The sequence below is a fragment of the Cystobacter fuscus DSM 2262 genome, from assembly GCF_000335475.2.
GTDB classification, from domain to species: Bacteria; Myxococcota; Myxococcia; order Myxococcales; family Myxococcaceae; genus Cystobacter; species Cystobacter fuscus.
The window spans coordinates 1-18479 of record NZ_ANAH02000009.1 but is presented as its reverse complement, the minus strand read 5'-3'; the positions used below and the strand labels follow the sequence as shown (position 1 = coordinate 18479).

The window sequence follows — 18479 nt, the reverse complement described above, 5'->3', positions numbered from 1 at the left end:
CGGTTCCGCTACCCCACCGGGGCATACGGGTTGGCGCGCGCATCGTCCCGCGCGAGAAGCGCGAGGCCGGTCCACGCGCTGGACGCGGCGTGGGGCCAGTTGAAGTAGGACCAGTCGAGGCCTGCCCCCGTCTTCGCCTCGACCCCGGGGGTCGCGACGAGCCCCGCGCCAACGGTCCCCGGCGCTTCGAGCTGCTGGCGGACCAGGCTGTCGAAGTAGGGCTCTGCGCCGTCGCGGAGGTCGCCGCCCATGAGGTGAAGAGCCATCACAGCCCCCGCCGTCACCTCGTTCTGCACGCCCTCGCCGGCGAGCGCGAACTTGAACCCCGCGAACCCCGCGGTGGTGGTCGAAAGCCGATCGAGCAGGAAGCGGAGGCTCGACGCGTTGCCAGCCGGATTCACCCCCGCGAGGGCCGTCCACGTCTGCACATCGGCCGGCACGACACCCGCGTTGAGCACATCGCTTACGCCGGTGCCGGTCACGTAATAGCCCTCCGGCACGTAACAGGCCTTCACCAGGCGTTGGGCGCGCTGGGCGGCCGCGACCCAACGCGCCTCGCTGGTGAGACGGTACAGGTTGGTGAAGAGCGCGAAGGCGTCGACGTTGTGCTCGACGGACCGCCACGCGCGCTTCTGCCCCCACGCATCCTCGCCGCCGGTGTACCCCTGCCAGGCGTCCTTGGACGCGTGCTCCTTGTACACCCACCCCGCGATGCTGATGGCGTGGTGCAGGTAGCGGTACTGACGCGTGGCCGCGTACATCCGGGTCAGCGCGATGCCGGCCCAGCACGCGTTGCCCACATCGCGGGTGGCGCCGTCGGCGGGGAAGATCGACGTGGCGTACCCCTCGGCGCGGTCGAGGAGCGCGGTGGCGTGCGTCGCCGCGACGATGCGGCCCCCGCCGATCGGATCGTGCTCCAGGGCGATGCACAGCCCGTCAGCGAGGTCGCCCGCGCGCCGGAGATCGCCGCGCGCCGCGAAGTAGATCGACGCGACGGCCGTGTCGTACGTGTCCGCGCGGTAGAACAAGTTGGATTGGGTGCCCACCCGCGGCTCGCCGGGCACGCGGTAGGTCTGGACGTAGCGCGGACCCGACACCGAGAAGGTATCCATCTGCTGGGCGAGGAACAGGTCGATGCGGTCGAGCGCCGTGGCGGAGGCGTCAGGCGCCACCACACGCCCCAGCGGCCAGGCGCGCACCACCGTCCGGTCACGAGGCTTCCTTCCGCTCTCCCGCCCCTTCCAATCGACGAGATGCAGGAACTCCTGGGTGTGGTTGGTGAGGTGCTCGCCCCACCAGTCGTACACCTTCTTCTTCTGCTCCTCCCCGTAGGCCACGACGCGCGCCGCGGCCTCCTGCTTCTTCTCGAAGTAAGCGCGATCCATCCCGACGGCCTGTACCCAGCCCGTCTCGAGCCCGCCGAGGAACTCCGTCCGGTACTTGTTCGGGCTCATCCACCAGAGCGCCATGTCGTCATAGGCGGAGAACTTCACGATCTTCTGCTCGCCGGTCGCGCTCGGGCGCCGGTCGCTCTCCTTCTCGATCACCTCGCCGACCCCGCCGGCAATCTGTCCCATCCGGTACCAGAGGAAGCGGTCGCGCAGCCGGCCCGCCAGCTCGGAGTAGCGGATGGCCGCCGTGTCGAGCGCGATCTGGTTCTCGTAGCGCTCCGGGTGCTGCTGCACCTGGTCGAGAAGCGCGGCGGTGTGCGCCACGGCGATGACCACCAGCGCATCCGTCAGCAGGTACAGGTACCGGTCGGGCACCGCCTCCACGCTCGCGGCCGAGACATCGGCCTGGACGAGCAGCACGGCAAGCCGGTACCGCCGCTCGTCCAGGTCCACGACGTTGGCGTAGTCGGCGAACGCGGCCCCGAGCCCCTGGAGGTCGGCCTTCACCCGCTCGAATGCCGCCGCCCCCACCGCGGCCTCCACCCGCTTGTCCACGAGCGCGGTGATGCGCGACTCGAGGACCTTGAAGACGTCCTCCGCCGGCACGGGGAACAGCCAGTCCTTGAGGAGCCCCGGGAAGATCGCGCTGTCGAGGATCCACTTCAAGAAGGGGTTGACCCCCGCGCTCGCCGCCACCGCGCCGAGGAGTCCCTTGACCACGTCCGCCGCCACGATCGCCAAAACCACCTCCAGAGCTCCGTAGGAGGCGATGCACGCTATTGGTCACGACTGTGGGCAGTCAACCTCAGCGACGCGGGGCCCTCACGGGATACCGATGCAGCCGCAGACCGAGGAGGCCGTGGACGCATACTCCGTGCAAGAAGCCCCCGCCGCGTTGAAGCAGACACGGTAGCGGTTCTTGGACTGCTTCTGCACACCGAAGTACTCGCACTCCACTCGGCCAACGTCCTCCATGTACTCACAATGCTTGCACTCGGTCCTGGAGGCCTTGCACGTCGACAGGGTGCCGCAATTGAACAGGGGAGACCAGTTTCCGCAGGAGAGAGAACCGGTGCACGTCTTCGCTGGCTGGCAGGCCACCGCGGCCGCCTGAAGCATCTCCTCGGACGGCTTCGGGATCCGCGCGAGCATGGCGTCCCTCAGCTCTGGCGAGAGCACGGTGCCGTCCGCGGGCACCACCAGCTCCTCCGATACGCGGGCCTCGTTCATCTCCACCGGGCCGCAGCCGACCAGCAAACCCAGCACCAGGCTTCCCACCACAGTCATGATGTATTTCATGGGCATTGTCTCCTCTCAGTTGCCGACGGCCACGGTCATCTGCTGGATCGCGGTGACGCCCATGGGAACATTCACCTCGACTTCGAGCTGGATCACCTCGCCCGGGGACAGCGGTTTCTCCAGGCGGCCCCGGTACACGAGTTCGCGGAAGAAGCTGGCGTATGGATTGCCGGGGTTGTTCGGATCAATCTCGTCGTCCGGTCCCCAGTACCCTCCCGCCGAGCCACTGGAGCCATGAATCACGGAGATGGGCGTTCCGGCCTCCAGGACGATCCGGCTCACGTTCTTGAGGGAGATCTGGACCAGGCTGGCCGTGTAGCCCTCCCGCTTGGAGCTCGTTGGATCCACCAGGGACTCACTGATCACCAACGCCCTCGGGTTGGCGCGGGGCGAGAGGATGCGCAGCCAATACCAAGGCTCGGGCTCGGGCTCGAGCAGGCTCTGATCGCCGTCATGGAAGCCGAGGGTGAGGATGTGGTTGGCGTCCTCGCGGAAGAGCTTGCCGGCGGCCTCGACCACGGTGCTCTCACCAGGACGGAGCGTCGGCAGCGTGCCTCCCACCAGGGTCTCCGCGCCGAGCTGCGCCCTCGCGCTGACGGGCGGCTCCAGCGAGGTGGGATCCGCATACCCCTTCGGATCCACCGCCGCGTGCGTGAGCATGAAGTGCATGCCCCCCACGAAGGTCGTCTTGCCCTCGTTGACGAGGGTGACCGCGATGCGGAAGGTAGGGGCCAGCGCAGCTCGCGTGGTGTTGAGCGCCAGGCCGCAGTTGCCCACAGGCCCAAGCCCACTGCCTCGCCCCTAAGGGGAGCGCGGCCTGAGCAGGCGTGTACCCAAAGGGGGCTGCGCGGCCTCTGCACTGGCCTGGCGCAGTGCTCGGGCGGCCTCCGTCAGCGGCCCTTCTCGGCCCCTCTGCACCAGCCCTCACCCTCAACACGGCCTCTATCCCTCCTATCCGCCATTTCTGGTCCCTCAAGCAGGTGAGGAGGGGGCGAGCGTGGCACCCCAGGCAGCGGTCAGGAAGGAGCCGAAGAAGAAGCGGATGCCGGGAGTGGACTCTCGCGAAGCTGCTGCGCAGAACGTTCGCCTTGGATGTCTTCACCTGTGACGGGTGTGGAGGCAGGCGCCGAGTGTTGGCGTACCTGACGGCACCCAACGCAGTACGCCCCATTCTGGAGCACCTGTCACTGCCCACGCGGCCTGCTGCCGCTGGCCGCAGCGCAGGGGCCACCCCAGCACGCGGGGTGTTGAGCCTCGAGCCGTCACGGTGCCAAAGACGCCCACGCCCCTGCTGCCTTCCCCTGGGAAGGCCTCTGGGCCGGCGTGTGCCCCATGGGGCTGCACCTCGTCTCCACCGGCCCGGCGCACAGCCCTCGTGGCACCCGTCCGCAGCCCTCCTCGACCCCTCGGCTCCTGCCCTCTCCCTCCACACCGCCCCCATCCCTCCTATACGCGCGTCCAGGTAGTAGCCAAACTCGCCGAGCACCACGAGCTCGAAGGTCCCCTCGGGCCACGAGTCCGGCAGCAGCCGCTGCTCCACCCGCACATGCGGCCAGGGCGCCAGGCGCCTCCGGGCCACGCGCACCGCCGCCTCGCTGCCGTCACTCACCAGCAGGGCGTCACAGCGCGCCGCCAGCTCCGCGCTCAGCTCGCCAATCGAACACCCCGGCTCGAACGCACGCGCATAGCGGGCATGCGGCAACATCGCCAACGTCAGCGCCCGCTTGCGCCGCTCGTACCAGCGCCGCCGGTACTCCCAGGGGTCCTCGCTGTCGGCGTACATGCGCTCGAAGTGCGCCATGGGCACGCTCATGTGAACACCACCTCGAAGGGCCGCATCAACCGCTCGAGCGCGTAAGGGGGCACGATGGGCGGGTTTCCCGTGGTGGAATCCGGCTCCAACTGGCTCACGTACGCCTCCATGGCCCGGCGCTTGAGCGCGAGCGTGGCCTCGTCCAACTCGATGCGCCGCGCCCGGGACCAGGGCACCCGCGTGTCTCCGGGCCGGGCCCAGTGCCACATCCAGATGGGGAACTCCACGCAGCGGCCGTCCAACGCCGCACACGCCCGCGACGCCGCCCGCCCCACCGCCTCATGGTCCGGGTGTCCATCCAGGCGCCACGTGGCCAGCACCACGTCGTCCGGACGAAGCCGCGCGCCCAACCACTCCACCAGCCGCTCCTCGTTCTCGGTGACGGCGCCATCGGGAATCCCCACCCGCTCCACCCGCGCCCCGCCCAGCCCGAGCCGGTGCAGCGCCTCCTGCGTCTCCCGGGGCCGCGTCCGCGCGAGCCGCTCCACCGGCCAGGAGGTGGACCCCGGATGGCTCGCCGTCCCATCCGTGACGGCGAGAACCAACACGTCCCGCCCGAGCCGGCCAAGCCGCGCGAGCAGCCCTCCGGTCCCGAGCACCTCGTCATCCGGATGGGGCGCGACGATGACGGCACGCCGGCCCTCGGGCACCAGCAGGGCGGGCTCCAGGGAAGGCAGGACGTCCAGGCCACTCCAGGCCTCCCAGTGCGGGCGTGGTGCTGAACCTGGCGCAGCCGCTGTCAATACGCCCCAACTCCCTGCCTCTCTCCTCAAGCGAGGGCGGCCAGGGCAGGGGTGTGCCCCAAGGGGTTGTACCGTCCCGTGTACCGGCGCGGCGCGCGGCCTTGCTAGCCCCGGCAGCGGCCCTTCTCGGCCTCTCCGCTCCAGCCCTCACCCTCAACATGGCTTCTATCCCGCCTATACGCCGAGGCGCGATAGAGGGTGGCGGCTCAGCACAACCTGCCGCCGCAGCGTCACTTCTGCGGCGGCAGGCTCTCTCGCAAGTTTACTTGCCGAATGGAAGGCGCGCAGCTGGGCCGAGCGCCTCTGGGGCTGGGCCGCGAGCTTGTTGCCGACCCAGCTCTGAACCGCAGCATGCCCGATAGGCATGCTAGTCCCTACCAACAAGTAGTGTTCCGGGATTTTCTTCCGTACGAGACTCTCACCCAAGGCAGATCACTTGGCCCTCTGCTGGCCTCCCCATGCAACCCTCTGCCGTGAAAAAGGACCCATGTCTGCACTCCGACTCCTGGCTCTCTCGCACCTGTTGCTCGCCGGCCTCCCTGCGCGTGGAGACGAGCTTCGTCCCGGGGCCGATCTGATCGTTTTCAACGCGAAGATCACCACTCAGCACCTGGCGCAGCCGGCGGCTTCCGCGGTCGCGATCAAAAGAGGGCGGATCTACGCAGTGGGCGACGACGCCGAGATCCTCGCCCTCAAGAACAGCAAAACCCAACTGATCGATGCGGAGGGGCATCGCCTGATCCCGGGCCTCAATGAAGCCCACGTCCACGTGCTGAATGAGAACAACTACAACTACAACGTGAGGTGGGACGGGGTTCCCACCTTGAGCCGCGCCCTCGAGATGTTGAAGGAACAGGCCAAAAGAACGCCCAAGGGCCAATGGGTCAAGGTGATCGGGGGTTGGTCGCCGTATCAGTTCAAGGAGAACCGGTTCCCGACCCCGGAGGAGCTGAACGCCGCGGTACCTGACCGGCCGTACATCGTTCAATACGCCTACAACCAGGCGTTCTTGAACGAGTTGGCGATGAAGGAGATCGGCGTGGGAACCCCCAAGTTCCAGATGCCGCCCGGCACGGAGTTCGAGAAAGACAAGCAAGGCAAGTACACCGGCGTCGTGCGAGGGTTCACCTGGACCTTCGTGGCGCTCGAAGCGGTGGTCCCGTTGCCTTCCTTCGAGGAGAAGGTGAACTCGCTCGCCTACGCGATCAACGACTTGAACCGGTTCGGAGTGGTATCAGCGCTGGAGTCCGGCAGCATCATCCCCTACCCGGAAGGGCACAAGCCCATTGAAGCCCTGATCAAGGATCAGCGTTTGAACGTTCGTTTGCCTTTCATGGATCTCCAGCTCGTCGAGCCCGGCGCTTCGATGGTGGACGCCGAGATCGATGCCATCACCCAGAAGTCTCCGACCAGCCCCGGGGACAACACGCACCCAACCCTGGCGCATGGTCACGAATACCAAACCAACGGAGAAGTGCTGAACGCCCAACTCCACGACCATGAGAACTTCGACCGGCCGGCGGTGGTGATCGATCGGGAACTCATGCGAAAGACCGTCGAAGAGGACGTGGGCAAGCTGGTGAAGCGGCGAAGCCCGTTCCGGATGCATGTCAGCTACGACGAGAACATCTCTCCATTCCTGGATGCTCTGGAATCGCTGAACAAGAAAATGCCTTTCGACGGCCTGCGGTGGAGCATCGAGCACGCCGAAACGATCAGCCCGAAAAACATCGAAAGGATCAAGAAACTGGGCGGCGGAATCGCGCTGGACGACAAGATGGCGCTCCACGGAGACGGCTTCATCAAGACCCACGGCCGCGAGGTGGCCCTGCAGACGCCTCGCTTGCGTCAGCTCGTCGACAGCGGGATCCCGCTGGCCATGACCACCGACGGATTCAGGGCTTCTTCTTACAACCCGTGGGTGGCTATCCAGTGGATGGTCACCGGCAAGTCGGTGTCGGGCTCGGAGATCCTGGCCAAGGACAACCGCCTGAGCCGGGAAGAGGCGCTCAAACTCTATACTTTGGGTGCCGCGTGGTTCACCAAGACCGAGAACGAGAGCGGGAGGATCGCGCCGGGCAACCTAGCGGACTTCGCGCTGCTGAGCACCGACTACTTCTCGGTGCCGGAAGGGGAGATCCAGCACATCACTTCCGTGATGACCGTCGTGGACGGGAAGGTCGTGTTCGGTGCGGGCAAATACAGCAAACTCGCTCCGGAACTGCCGAAGATCATCCCGACGTGGTCCCCGATCAAGTACTTCGGCGGCTACTCTGGCGCGAAATGACGAGCTGTTCCGATGAGAGGCGTCAGACGATGAGCAGACCTGCCGCCGGACGAAGCGACTTCAGCTTCACGGCGGCCAGGGTGGCCAGGAAGTCGGTCCCTGCCGAGGACAGCTTGGCTTGATCGTAGATCACCACGACGGGCAGCCTGGGCGGGGCCGGCAGCACCGGACGGAAGTTGAGCCGGCTGCCCGCGAGCTTCGCCATCGTCTCGAAGCCGATCGCGACGCCTTTGCCGGACTCGACGGCCGCGAAGAGACTGGAGATCCCGTCGCACTCCATCACGATGTTCGGCTCCTCGGTGAACCCGGAGAGGATCTTCCGGATCGCCGAATGAGCCTCCGGGTGCTCGCTCTTCGTGAAGGTGATCAGCCCTTCCTTCGCGACTTCGGCCAACGGCACTTGCTTCAGCTTCGCGAAACGGTGCTCTTTGGGGAAAGCCACGGTGACGCCGTAGCTTCCGAGCTCTTTCATCGCCAGCCCCTCGAATGACTGGGGGGCGACGCCGATGGTGATTCCGAGATCCAGCTTCAGATCCCTCACGCCGCGGACGATCCCGTTGCTCGACAGGTCTTTGAGCTCGATCTGGATCGATGGATGCTGCTTGTGGAAAACCCGCATCGCTTGCTTCAGGATTTCCACGGCCGGCGTGGCGGCGAATCCGATCCTCAGGATGGACCGATGCGAAGGCGATTTCCGTCGCACCTTCTCGACGGCGTCTTCGACCCGACGGAGGATGACCTTGCATTCGGCGAGAAACACCTTGCCCGCTTCCGTCAGAGCGATGGAATTGGGATATCGCTCGAGGAGATCGACTCCGAGTTCCTCCTCCAAGTCGCGGATTTGCCGGCTGAGCGCAGGTTGAGAAACATGAAGCAGTTGCGCCGCGCGGGTCACGCTGATCTGCTCGGCAACCGCCGCGAAATACCTCACGTGTCTGAGTTCCATGATCGCAGCATAACCAAAAGGCATGCTAGCGGCACCCAAAAGGTATTTACCGGCTCAGCGCGTGAGGGCCATGACGAAGATGCGCTGGCTCTGGGGTGTCTCCTCGCACGTGCCATCCACGGCAGGCACGTAGCCTAGCCCCACCACCCGCACTCCGTATCGGGCGTGGGAGGCCACGGAGTGCACCTTCGGCAGGCACAGCTCCGGGACCATGTCTTTCACGGCGCGCTCCCACTGCTTGCTCCCCGTCCAGGACAGGGCCACCACCGAGTTCGCCTCGCCTCCTGCCACAATCATCCCCAGAGCGTCCGTGGTGATGGCTCTGGGCTGACCAGGGATCTCCCGGGTAGGAATCCCGGTGGCCACCGCGCCGAGCGGCTTGCCTTGGCCCGAGAACCGCACCATGACGAAGTCATCGCCGAGCGGGATGACACTCGTTCCGAAGGTGAAGCCCTCGGAACGGCTCCGGCGTCCCACCACTCCCAGCTGTCCATCCGGAAGCTCCGCGGGATTCTCCTGTCCGAAGATGGGGAGGACGTGCGACCAGAGCGGCTCGAAGGACTCGGACCGCCGGCTGAGCTTGCCGTCTCCCCAGCTCAGCAGCGTGGACTGGCTGACGTGCGTCAGGTACGGCGGAGGAGGATTCACCATCACATCGGTCAGCACCTGGTTCATGGCGTCGCGGCGCTGCATGGAGGGCCACTGGACTCCCGCGCCATGATAGAGGCAGCGCGAGATCCAGAAGTCCTCGCCCGAGGTGGCGACTCCTGTAGGCACGTATTCGATGCCCAGGCTGCGGGTGCAGGCGCCCTGCCCATCCATCAGAAGCAGCCGGTTGGCTTGCTTGCCGTCGAGCACCTCGGCACAGCCGAAGTCGATGCTGGTGGTGCCATATTCACGCTCCCAGGAGTTGACGATGAGGAAGCCCTCACCCCGGGGATGGACCTCGTAATACCAGGGGAACTCCCCGTTGCGGACGTTGGGCGCGACGCCGGGAGCGCGGTGCTGCCACAGCATCTGGCCGTCGGGACTCCACCCCCTCCACTCCAGGGTGGACAGAAAGCGCGTATCGGGCGCGATGTTCAGATCGATCTGCGTGAGCACCCCCGTCTGCTGTCAACACGCCCCAACTCCCCTGCCTCTCTCCTCAAGCGAGGGCGGCCAGGGCAGGGGTGTGCCCCAAGGGGTTGCACCGTCCCGTGTACCGGCGCGGCGCGCGGCCTTGCTAGCCCCGGCAGCGGCCCTTCTCGGCCTCTCCGCTCCAGCCCTCACCCTCAACATGGCTTCTATCCCGCCTATACGCTGCCGGCCGTGATGGAGCTCTACCAGCGGGCCTTCCATCAAGCGGTCCAGGCGGGTGACTTCCAGATCGCCTGCTTCTGCGGCCTCTTCATCACCCTGGTGCAGTTCTTCTCGGGCATCGAGCTGGCCGAGGTGTCCCGGGAGATGGCCGCGCGCCTGGACTTCACGCGCAAGGCGGGCTTCCAGCAGCCGGAGAACATGCTCCGCGTCTCGCAGGCCTTCGTGGAGCAGATGCGGGGGCGCACCGCCTCGTTCGAGTCGCTGAAAGAACCTGCGCCTGAAGGAGATGTCCACGGACAAGACGTGGCTGTCCTGCACGCTCGTGCTGGCACTCAAGGAGCGCGGAGGCTCGGGCTCGGCGGTCCGGCCCGTTTCCTACGGCCCGCCCCGGGGCTGAGGCGTCCTGGCCTCACGGAGCCCGGATGCACCCCGCCGTGCATCCGGTGCACCCGCGCGGATCGCGTCCACGAAGCCGCGCCGGGTGCGGTCGAGTGGAGGCGCTCTGTGGTGTCCGGCACACGGACCCGCTGCGACCTCGGAAGGAAGAAATCCGGGCGGACGGCCTGGAGCTCGCGGCAGGCTCCTTGCACGGGGGGCGGCCTCTCCCTCCCCTTTCGGAGCCAACCCCGATGCGACTGCTCGCCTTGCTCATCCCGCTCGTCACCGCTGCAACCCCCTCCGTCCCGCCCGACACCGCGCCCATCGAGTGCGGCGACTGCGCGGAGTGGAACCGGCCGCAGGCGCCGTTCCGCGTGTACGGGAACACGTACTACGTCGGCGTCGCGGGGCTGTCGTCGGTCCTCATCGACAGCGGGGAGGGCCTCATCCTCGTCGACGGCGCACTGCCCCAGTCCGCGGAGCGCATCGCGGAGGGCGTGCGCGCCCTGGGCTTTGAGATGCGCGACGTGAAGTGGATCCTCAACTCGCACGCGCACTGCGACCACGCCGGGGGCATCGCGGCGCTGCGGCGGATGAGCGGCGCCAAGGTGGCGGCGAGCCCAGCCGGGGCCAAGGCGCTGCGCCTCGGGTCGGTCACCCCGGATGATCCCCTGGCAGGCTACGGGGCCTCCATGCGCTACCCGGCCGTGCGGGACGTGGTGACGGTGGCCGACGGCGGGACGGTGACGCTCGGCAAGGTCGTCGTCACCGCGCACCACACGCCGGGGCACACCCCCGGCGCGACGACGTGGACGTGGCGCAGCTGCGAGGGGGAGCGCTGTGTGGACGTGGTGTATGCCGAGAGCCTCACGCCTGTGGCCGCACCGCGCTTCCGCCACGGCGCCGACGCCGCCCGCGTGCAGCGGTTCCGCGGCAGCATCGAGAAGATCCGAACCCTGCCGTGTGACGTGATGATCCCCACCCACCCGGGGGCAGGCCGCTTCTTCGAGCTGCGGGCCCGGAGCGAGCGCGAGGGGCGACAGGCCTTCATCGACCCGGGGGCGTGCCGCGCGTACGCGGACCGGGCGGACCAGGGGCTCACCGCGAGGCTGAAGAAGGAGGCGGAGGGCAAGGCCGAGTAGCGGCTGACTGGGCACAAGACGTGGCTGTCTTGCACCCCTGTCCCCTCACGGAACCCGGATGCGCACCACCGTGCATCCGGGTTCGGGGCCCGCCGCGAGCCTGTCGCAACGCAACCGCTCGCGCCTATGCGTTGTGTCCTTCAGACGCCTCCAGCGCGGTCGGAACCCGTCAACGTGGGCCCACCGGGGATCCAATCCGCCGAGGTGTGACCAGAGGGGCGGCACCGCCTCTGCTCCGGCCCGGCGCACAGCCCGCCCGTCACCCTCCAGCGGCCCTTCTCAACCCCTTTGCACCAGCCCTCCCACTCAAACAAGGCCCCCATTCCGCCTATAGGCGCATGCGCCCGACCTCTCGTCCGCCCCCTGCCAAGTCGCGCGTGCGACGGGCTCGTGGATGTTGCGCCGGAAGTGAGCATCCAGCGACATGACCTCGTCGGCAAGCATGTCCATCGGGATGAGGAGCAGCATATCCGCGGAGACCTCGTGGATATGCATCCAGAACAGGGCGTTGTCCCTCCAGCGACGCAGCGTCCTGCCGTCCTGAGCGATGCAAGCCTTCGCTTGTACCAGACACACGAGGAGATGATCGAGGCTCGGGACTCCCTCCGGAATGTCCCGCAGTCGACCTCGCAGGAAGCGCAGAGCGGACGCCAGGCTCTCGACCTTCGCCCGGAGTTCCCCCTGCTGAACACCGGGAGGCGGGTGGGCGGCTCTTGGGCAGAAGCCGGGCCGGCGGCCTCCATCGGTGGAATCCTCCATCCTGAAGGGACTGGACAGCCTCTGGATGCGAACCGGAAGTGCCATGCCCCCGGGAGAAGGAGTCAACCCGGCGACGGGGCACCGGTCCGCTGGCCGCCCCCACAGTGGCCGCGGCCTACGGTGACGGGGCTCGGGCCGTGCGCACCCTCGCCCTGAGGGCACATGGGGAAACGAGGGCAAAGAAAAAGCCCAGCAACCCGGTGAGCGTGTTTCCCTGGCGGAGACCTCCTGCTGGACACCGGCCTCCGTAACTCCCTGCCGCTCTCCTCAAGCGAGGGCGGCCAGGGCAGGGGTGTGCCCCAAGGGGTTGTACCGTCCCGTGTACCGGCGCGGCGCGCGGCCTTGCTGGCCCCGTCAGCGGCCCTCCTCGGCTCCTGCGCTCCAGCCCTCACCCTCCACATGGCTTCTATCCCGCCTATACGCTGCGGCGCCTGGCGGCCAGCAACGCACCGGAAGGCTGGGCGGCGATGGTGCGCGACGTGGTCGAACTGGACCAGGCCAGCGCCACCCGCATGTACGGCGACGCCCTGCCGCCGGGCCTAACGCTACTGCGCTGATGAAGACCTCAAGGAAAACCATGAACCAACCCATCCCACTCGAGCGCCTTCTCGAACGCGCGATCTCGATAGCAGAGCAGCAGCACGCCGGACAAACGGACAAGGCAGGCCGCCCTTACATCGAACACCCGAAGCGCGTCATGCAGGCCATGGAAAACGATGCCGAGCGCATTGTGGCAATCCTGCACGACGTCATCGAAGATACGGGCCTGACGCTCGACCAACTCGCGGCCGAAGGCTTTCCCGGCTACCTGCTCGAAGCGCTGGATTCGGTGACGCGCAGGGATGGAGAAACCTACGAAGCTTTCATCGCCCGCGCGGCGGCGAATGCGATTGGCCGCCGCGTCAAGTATGCGGACCTCCGGGACAATGCCGACTTGTCCCGCATTGCGGCCCCCACGGCTGCCGACGTGGCCAGGACGGAAAAATATCGTCGCGCGCTGGCCCAGTTGGATGCCGCATAAATACGGCAACCTCGCCTGGACGCGATAGCCGGGTATCAGGCAGGCGCCACGTCTGGCGCCGCCGTGGCGGCACTGGCAAGGGCCGCCTGGTCAGTCCACCCCCGCCGCTGCAGGTGGCACACGCTGACGCACGCCAGCGCCGGCACCACCAGATTCAGTACCGGCACCATCATCATGAGCAGTCACAGCAGGCCGAGCATGAAGATGGCCGGCTTTTGCGCCGCAGCCAGGTCGCCCCGCTGTTCCTTCGACAGCACGCCCGCAGCCGCCGGTGCGTACAGGAAGCGCACATTCCAGGCGGCGAGCAGGCGCAGCAGGAGTACGACGCTCCAGAGCGGAATCAGCAATGCCAGCAGGCCCAAGCCTCTCTGCACCCAGTCCCAGGCTGTCAGCGCGGGACGTGGCGCGATGGCGTGGGGCCGCCAGGCCGGATAATGCCGCGCGACGACCCTGCGCTCGCGTTCCAGCCCCTGGCAGCGCGCCGGCAGGCAGGCGGTGAACAGCGCGCTCATGAAGAATACCAATGCATAGACCACGGCGGCCAGGGCCAACGCGAACAGCGCCACCTGGGCGATGCCCAGCAGCCCTTTGGCGAGACCGCCCACGCCCTGCAGGCCGCCCATGTTCGACAGCGCCGCCGGACCGGATGCGATGCCGGGTCCGAAATCGAACGCGCCCAGGATCGACAAGCCGACCACGGAGACGAGCGTGATCCCGCCGTTCAGTTGCAGGAAGAACGTCCCGAAATGGTAGTACAGCCAAAGCCACAAGCTGGACCGCTCCGATGCTGCACAAGGAAGAGCGCCACCAAAGGCCGCCATGGCGCACGTCGCGCAGGCCGAGTCCGATGCAGGCGAGCGCTTCGCGTAGCGCGAGGTAGCGTAGCTGGAAAAACGATTTGATCATGGGTGTATTGCGTGATGACGATGGCACTGCCGTTGCCTGATTCCAAACACTGCCCCATCTGTTACTTGAAATGTGGCAATTTATAGATATTGCCACGACAATACTTCCCCATGGGAAAAATTAAACGATGACGAGTACTTACAACGGAAGTTGCCACTGCGGAGGCATCCGCTTCCAAGCCGACATCAACCTCGGCCAGGGCACGACGCGCTGCAACTGCTCGATCTGCTTCAAGACCCGGTTCTGGGGCGCCGTCGTCGCCCCCGCCGCGTTCCGCCTGCTGGCCGGCAGCGAGATGCTGTCGACCTACCGCTTCGGCCGCAAGCGCGAGCAGCATCCGTCTTGCACCGTGTGCGGCATCCGCCCGTTCGTCATCGGCGATTCGCCGCGCCGCGGGACCTTTTATGCGGTGAACGTGGCTTGCCTGGATTGCGTGGACGATGCGGTGCTGGCGGAGGCGCCCATCACGTACGTCGACGGGCGCAATGACGATTGGGATGCGGCGCCGGCCGAGACGCGGCAGCTTTGAATAGCTGCGGCCGTTGTCAATCTCAACTGGGGCATGTTTCCAGTACGGATAGCGCGACCGGCTTTCCAAGGACCTCACGTTCTAGCAATTCAAGACTCCCTAGGAAAAGCGCCGCGTGTGCCCGATTCTGACTGGTCGAGCAGCGAATGATGTGCAACTGTGGAGGAAGTGAAGATGGCTGAAACAAGATCGACAAGGAGATGCCTGCAATGGCCATGAAACTGTTGCCAGCCCTGGGTTTGGCGTTCCTTCTAAGCGCGGCGCTGGCGGCTTGCGGGGGGAGCGCGGCTGACTCGACCGCGGTCCAGTCTCGTAAGCTCACCCGAGTCAACGATGCCGCCACCGCGAAGGTGGAGTTGCTGCAAGCGCCTTACAACTGGAGCCAGTTCTCGGGCACGGGCTGGGACGGCAAGACCCTCACGGTCGTTCCCCTCGACCGCAAGATCCGCCCGAAGACCAGCGGCAAGTGGTATCTGAATCCGCCGATCAACCTGATGGGGCCGCGCCTCGATTTCACGGCGAATTTCTCCGTCGAGATCGAGGTCGACGCAGCCGTCCATCCGGACAAGGGCGCCTTCGTCGACCTTTACGGCAGCCTGCCGATCGGCTACGACGAATGGCGCATCGACGGCCGCAACGTGCGCCTGGGCCTGACTCGTGGCGTGGCCCAGGTGTGGGTCGACATGATCAAGCAGGACTTCAGCGCCCAAGGCCTGGGCCCGCGCGTCACCTTCGGCGTTAACCGGCAGGGAACGGCGCTGATTTTCAGTGTCAACGGCAAGGAGATCGGCCGCTTCAAGGAATCCGACAACCACCCGGTGTTCAGCAAGGGCAAGCTGTATTTCGGCGCTGACGCCGAATTGGGGGGCGGCTTCTCGATCACCAGCATCCAGGCGCAAGACGCGCAGATCGCCGACAACGGCGCCGATATGCTGCGGGCCTACACCCCGCCTGCGGACTCGCTGCGCTCGCTGGCGCAAGGTCTGCCCAAGCCTTTGTGGATCGGCGCGGCCGCGAACGCCGACGCGCTGCTGTCGGATGCGAAGTACGGCCAGGTCCTGGCCGAGAACTACTCGATGATCACGCCGGAAATGCACTTCAAGTTCCAGGCCATCCACCCACAGCCTGACCAGTACGCGTTCGCCGAGGCCGATGCGCTGGTGGCGTTTGCGGCGAAGAACAACATGCGCGTGCACGGCCACACGCTGGTGTGGCACGAGGCGCTGCCGCAGTGGATCTGGAGCCTGTACGACGCCCGCAACTACCCGGCGCTGCGGCAAGCGCTGATGGACCACATCACTACCCTGGTCACGCGATACAAGGGCAGTGTGCACGAATGGGACACCCTGAACGAGATCTTCTCGTACGAAAGCGACGAACCCTACGGCCTACGCAGTGGCGCCGAAGACGAGAACAACCTCTCGGTCTGGTACAAGGCGTTCGGCCTGCAGATCTACATCGACGCGCTGCGCAAGGTGAAGGAGATCGATCCCAGCGCCGAGAACTGGATCAACGAGTTCGGTATCGACCAAGCCGGTTCGGCTGACAAACTCGACAACATGATTGCCTTCGTGCGCTACATCAACGGCCTGGGTTATGGCAAGCTGGTTGACGGCATCGGGTTCCAATCACACAACTACGACCCCGACGACGATCCGGCCCTGGCCGCCGATCTACGGGCGGCCATGCAGAGGGTGATCGCGCAGGCGCATGTCAAGGTGCGCGTGTCGGAGCTCGACGTATCGGACGCTTCCAGTCGGCCCACGCTGTTCTCCGACAAGCTCGCCGTGTGCCTGCAGTTCCAAGCCAGCCCGGGTTGCGAGAGCTTCGGCACGTGGGGCTTCACCGATCGCTACGGCTCCATGTCCGGCCCGGTAAACGCAGGTGGCAAGACGAACTACCTGTCGCCCAACTGGGGCGCGGAACTGGCGGACTCACTGCCCTTCGACGAATCGTACGGGCGGCGCTCCGCGGTGGACTACATGCGCAGGGAGCTGAAAAAGGCTGGTCCCCCAAGCCGGAGCGGAGGAGAGGAGCGTGGCGCCCCAGGCAGCGGCCAGCACGGAGCCGATGAAGGAGAAGACGCCGCGAGGAGACTGGGCCGAGTTGCTCAGCGCTGGACGTGTTCGCCTGCGCCCGCTGTGGAGGCAGGCGAAAGGTGCTGGCGTATGTGACGGCCCCGGCAGGGGTGCGCTCGATAGTGGAGCACCTGGGACTTCCAACGCAGGATCTGAAGCGGGCCCCGGCCCGGGCCCTCCTCGGCTCCTGCGCTCCAGCCCTCACCCTCCACATGGCTTCTATCCCGCCTATACGCTGAAGGCATCTACGGTTCGGGCAATGTCAACGTGAGCCGGGAGATTGGCTCCTTCATCAAGAACAGCCGGTTCGAGCGGGGCTATGGCTGCGGAATCACCGTGAGCAAGGGCACCCGTCCCGGCACCGTGGCCGTCACGACCAACTTCTTCGATCCCGCCAACCAAAACACTGTCGACGCGGCCACGGGCGCGCCCCAGTGCAAGTACTGAAGACGTGAAGAGAAGGCTCGGGGTCTCCCCTCTCTCAGGCGCTCCACCGCCTCATCGGCCGGGAGCCCCCGGCGGCGCGCAAGCTCTCCAGGCGCGAAACCGCGGCCATTTCTGGTCCCCGCAGGAGCGGAGGAGGCGAGCGTGGCGCCTGAGGCAGCGGCCAGCAAGGAGCCGAAGAAGAAGAGGACGCCGCGAGTGGACCAGGCGCAACCCTGCGGAGGACGTTCGGCTTCGACGTCTTCACTTGCGAGCGGTGTGGGGGCTGGCGGCGGGTGCTGGCGGACCTGACGGCTCCTGGTGGGGTGCGCGCCCTTCTGGTGCACTTGGGGCTGCCCAGGTTGCAGCCCGTGCATCCCCAAGCGCAGCTCGTGTCGCCCGCGAGTCCGTTGAGAGCGGAGCCCCGCTGCTCGAACGCATGAGCAGCGTCCACTCGCTTTGACAGCGCGCTTCCGGGTGTGTTGACCCGGATTGTTTCCCCTGCCGCGCAGCCCTGTATTTCCCGATAAGAAACGCCAGGCCCCCGCACGCCAAAGGCTCACGACCGGCCGAAGATGATGCGCTCGTCCCCGAGCAGGCGCACGGTCCAGGCAAGGAACGCGAGCGCGCCGCAGCTCGCCACGCCCAGCAGGTAGGGCATGGCGCTCAGGGTCTCGCCGCGCATCACCTTCCGAAAGGGTGTCAGACGACTCGTGTGCGCCAGGCAAAGCTTGGGTGAGGAGGAAGCGATGTAGGAGCGGAAACTTCACGAAGGGACCCTGCGGGTTCAAACCCCGCCCGGCAAAGGAGGCCACCAGCCGGAAGCGAGTCTTGCGTGGTGCCGGGGCAACCCGGGCTGCGAAGCGTAGACAGCGAGTATGTGGGCCGCGTGATTGAGCCTCGAAAGATCTGAATCGTCGCGAGAGCCGACGCCGTACGAGTAGCGGAAGGCAGCAGCCCAGGGCCGAAACAGGCCAGGTCCTGGGGTCTCGCCGGGGTCTGAGAGCGGGGCACGCAGACAAGAGGGTCCTCCAGGAACCTGGGGTAGTACCGCCGAAGCAGGGGAACGCACCCGGGCGGACCCTGTGGAGGGAAGGGGGCACCGGAACATGGAATCGAGGGAGGGAAAGATGGCGGGGACACCGAGCCCTACAACCGTCTCAACGAAACTCCAACGGATAGCGACGCTGGCGAGGCAGGGGCCGGACATGGCGTTCACGACGCTGGCCCACCACATCGACCTGGAGTGGCTCCAGGAGGCTTACCGGCGCACGCGCAAGGACGGGGCAGTCGGGGTCGACGGACAGACAGCGAAGCAGTATGCGCAAGCACTGGAGGCCAACCTCCAGTTGCTGCTCAACCGCGCGAAGTCCGGAGACTACCGAGCGCCGCCCGTCAGGCGTGTGCACATCCCGAAGGGGGACGGGAAGTCGACCCGGCCTCTGGGCATACCGACCTTCGA

At 66.5% G+C, this 18479-nt stretch carries 17 protein-coding genes and 2 pseudogenes; 8 read left to right on the top strand and 11 right to left on the bottom strand.

Annotated features, from left to right (window positions below; all coding sequences use genetic code 11):
• Positions 1-8: 8 nt before the first annotated feature.
• The 5 genes and pseudogenes from D187_RS16385 to D187_RS16370 form a co-directional block, all read right to left on the bottom strand.
• Positions 9-2138: a hypothetical protein gene (locus D187_RS16385; protein ID WP_155893392.1), complete on the bottom strand. Its 2130-nt coding sequence runs from the start codon at positions 2136-2138 to the stop codon at positions 9-11.
• A 75-nt stretch (positions 2139-2213) separates the two neighbouring features.
• The gene (locus tag D187_RS16380; RefSeq protein WP_002632575.1) at positions 2214-2690 is read right to left on the bottom strand and encodes a hypothetical protein; all 477 of its coding nucleotides are present in this window, start codon (positions 2688-2690) and stop codon (positions 2214-2216) included.
• A gap of 15 nt (positions 2691-2705) precedes the next feature.
• Complete coding sequence (locus tag D187_RS16375; protein ID WP_002632576.1) at positions 2706-3467, bottom strand: hypothetical protein; 762 nt, start codon at positions 3465-3467, stop codon at positions 2706-2708.
• Positions 3468-4152: 685 nt separating this feature from the next.
• Positions 4153-4473 (bottom strand): annotated as a pseudogene (locus D187_RS59225) (SAM-dependent methyltransferase); the annotation flags it as partial.
• A 26-nt stretch (positions 4474-4499) separates the two neighbouring features.
• A complete protein-coding gene (locus tag D187_RS16370) occupies positions 4500-5246 on the bottom strand; it encodes a PIG-L deacetylase family protein (RefSeq protein ID WP_211241539.1) in 747 nt (248 codons plus the stop codon).
• A 487-nt stretch (positions 5247-5733) separates the two neighbouring features.
• On the opposite strand from D187_RS16370, the gene D187_RS16365 reads away from it, so the two are divergent.
• On the top strand, positions 5734-7533 hold the full coding sequence (locus D187_RS16365) for an amidohydrolase (protein WP_002632396.1): 1800 nt from the start codon (positions 5734-5736) through the stop codon (positions 7531-7533).
• A gap of 22 nt (positions 7534-7555) precedes the next feature.
• On the opposite strand, the gene D187_RS16360 is transcribed toward D187_RS16365, so the two are convergent.
• The 3 genes from D187_RS16360 to D187_RS16350 form a co-directional block, all read right to left on the bottom strand.
• Entirely contained in the window at positions 7556-8503 is a 948-nt protein-coding gene (locus D187_RS16360; protein ID WP_081713719.1) for a LysR family transcriptional regulator, read from the bottom strand.
• Positions 8504-8533: 30 nt separating this feature from the next.
• Complete coding sequence (locus D187_RS16355) at positions 8534-9583, bottom strand: hypothetical protein (protein ID WP_002632398.1); 1050 nt, start codon at positions 9581-9583, stop codon at positions 8534-8536.
• Positions 9584-9819: 236 nt separating this feature from the next.
• Positions 9820-10026 (bottom strand): hypothetical protein, encoded by a 207-nt coding sequence (locus tag D187_RS16350; protein ID WP_043430167.1) that lies wholly within the window; start codon positions 10024-10026, stop codon positions 9820-9822.
• Positions 10027-10410: 384 nt separating this feature from the next.
• On the opposite strand from D187_RS16350, the gene bla reads away from it, so the two are divergent.
• Positions 10411-11301 (top strand): subclass B3 metallo-beta-lactamase, encoded by an 891-nt coding sequence (gene bla, locus D187_RS16345; RefSeq protein ID WP_002621858.1) that lies wholly within the window; start codon positions 10411-10413, stop codon positions 11299-11301.
• Between the two features lie 306 nt (positions 11302-11607).
• Here the strand turns inward: bla and D187_RS16340 are convergent, their stop codons facing one another.
• Positions 11608-12105 (bottom strand): hypothetical protein, encoded by a 498-nt coding sequence (locus tag D187_RS16340; protein ID WP_043430165.1) that lies wholly within the window; start codon positions 12103-12105, stop codon positions 11608-11610.
• Positions 12106-12434: 329 nt separating this feature from the next.
• On the opposite strand from D187_RS16340, the gene D187_RS59220 reads away from it, so the two are divergent.
• Together D187_RS59220 and D187_RS16335 are read left to right on the top strand one after the other, a co-directional pair.
• Complete coding sequence (locus D187_RS59220) at positions 12435-12617, top strand: hypothetical protein (protein WP_155893412.1); 183 nt, start codon at positions 12435-12437, stop codon at positions 12615-12617.
• A gap of 20 nt (positions 12618-12637) precedes the next feature.
• Positions 12638-13081: an HD domain-containing protein gene (locus D187_RS16335; protein WP_043430163.1), complete on the top strand. Its 444-nt coding sequence runs from the start codon at positions 12638-12640 to the stop codon at positions 13079-13081.
• Positions 13082-13263: 182 nt separating this feature from the next.
• Here the strand turns inward: D187_RS16335 and D187_RS16330 are convergent, their stop codons facing one another.
• On the bottom strand, positions 13264-13851 hold the full coding sequence (locus tag D187_RS16330; protein ID WP_002621861.1) for a hypothetical protein: 588 nt from the start codon (positions 13849-13851) through the stop codon (positions 13264-13266).
• A 263-nt stretch (positions 13852-14114) separates the two neighbouring features.
• Here D187_RS16330 and D187_RS16325 point away from each other — a divergent pair, with 263 nt between their 5' ends.
• From D187_RS16325 to D187_RS16315, 3 genes are all read left to right on the top strand, one after another.
• Entirely contained in the window at positions 14115-14516 is a 402-nt protein-coding gene (locus D187_RS16325) for a GFA family protein (protein WP_002621862.1), read from the top strand.
• 209 nt (positions 14517-14725) lie between these two features.
• The gene (locus D187_RS16320) at positions 14726-16690 is read left to right on the top strand and encodes an endo-1,4-beta-xylanase (RefSeq protein WP_020918075.1); all 1965 of its coding nucleotides are present in this window, start codon (positions 14726-14728) and stop codon (positions 16688-16690) included.
• Positions 16691-16861: 171 nt separating this feature from the next.
• Positions 16862-17041, top strand: coding sequence for a hypothetical protein (locus D187_RS16315; protein ID WP_002621864.1), 180 nt, complete (start codon positions 16862-16864; stop codon positions 17039-17041).
• Between the two features lie 535 nt (positions 17042-17576).
• Here the strand turns inward: D187_RS16315 and D187_RS58760 are convergent.
• On the bottom strand, positions 17577-17702 hold the full coding sequence (locus tag D187_RS58760; protein ID WP_002621865.1) for a hypothetical protein: 126 nt from the start codon (positions 17700-17702) through the stop codon (positions 17577-17579).
• Positions 17703-18225: 523 nt separating this feature from the next.
• Here D187_RS58760 and D187_RS57075 point away from each other — a divergent pair.
• Positions 18226-18479: pseudogene (locus tag D187_RS57075) on the top strand (group II intron reverse transcriptase/maturase); the annotation flags it as partial.

Bases quoted from the DNA above. Each gene is read 5' to 3' on its own strand.
- D187_RS16365 (WP_002632396.1), top strand. From the start codon at position 5,734: ATGTCTGCACTCCGACTCCTGGCTCTCTCGCACCTGTTGCTCGCCGGC.
- D187_RS58760 (WP_002621865.1), bottom strand. From the start codon at position 17,702: ATGCGCGGCGAGACCCTGAGCGCCATGCCCTACCTGCTGGGCGTGGCG.
- bla (WP_002621858.1), top strand. From the start codon at position 10,411: ATGCGACTGCTCGCCTTGCTCATCCCGCTCGTCACCGCTGCAACCCCC.
- D187_RS16335 (WP_043430163.1), top strand. From the start codon at position 12,638: ATGAACCAACCCATCCCACTCGAGCGCCTTCTCGAACGCGCGATCTCG.
- D187_RS16340 (WP_043430165.1), bottom strand. From the start codon at position 12,105: ATGGCACTTCCGGTTCGCATCCAGAGGCTGTCCAGTCCCTTCAGGATG.
- D187_RS16380 (WP_002632575.1), bottom strand. From the start codon at position 2,690: ATGAAATACATCATGACTGTGGTGGGAAGCCTGGTGCTGGGTTTGCTG.
- D187_RS16325 (WP_002621862.1), top strand. From the start codon at position 14,115: ATGACGAGTACTTACAACGGAAGTTGCCACTGCGGAGGCATCCGCTTC.
- D187_RS16360 (WP_081713719.1), bottom strand. From the start codon at position 8,503: ATGCCTTTTGGTTATGCTGCGATCATGGAACTCAGACACGTGAGGTAT.
- D187_RS16320 (WP_020918075.1), top strand. From the start codon at position 14,726: ATGGCCATGAAACTGTTGCCAGCCCTGGGTTTGGCGTTCCTTCTAAGC.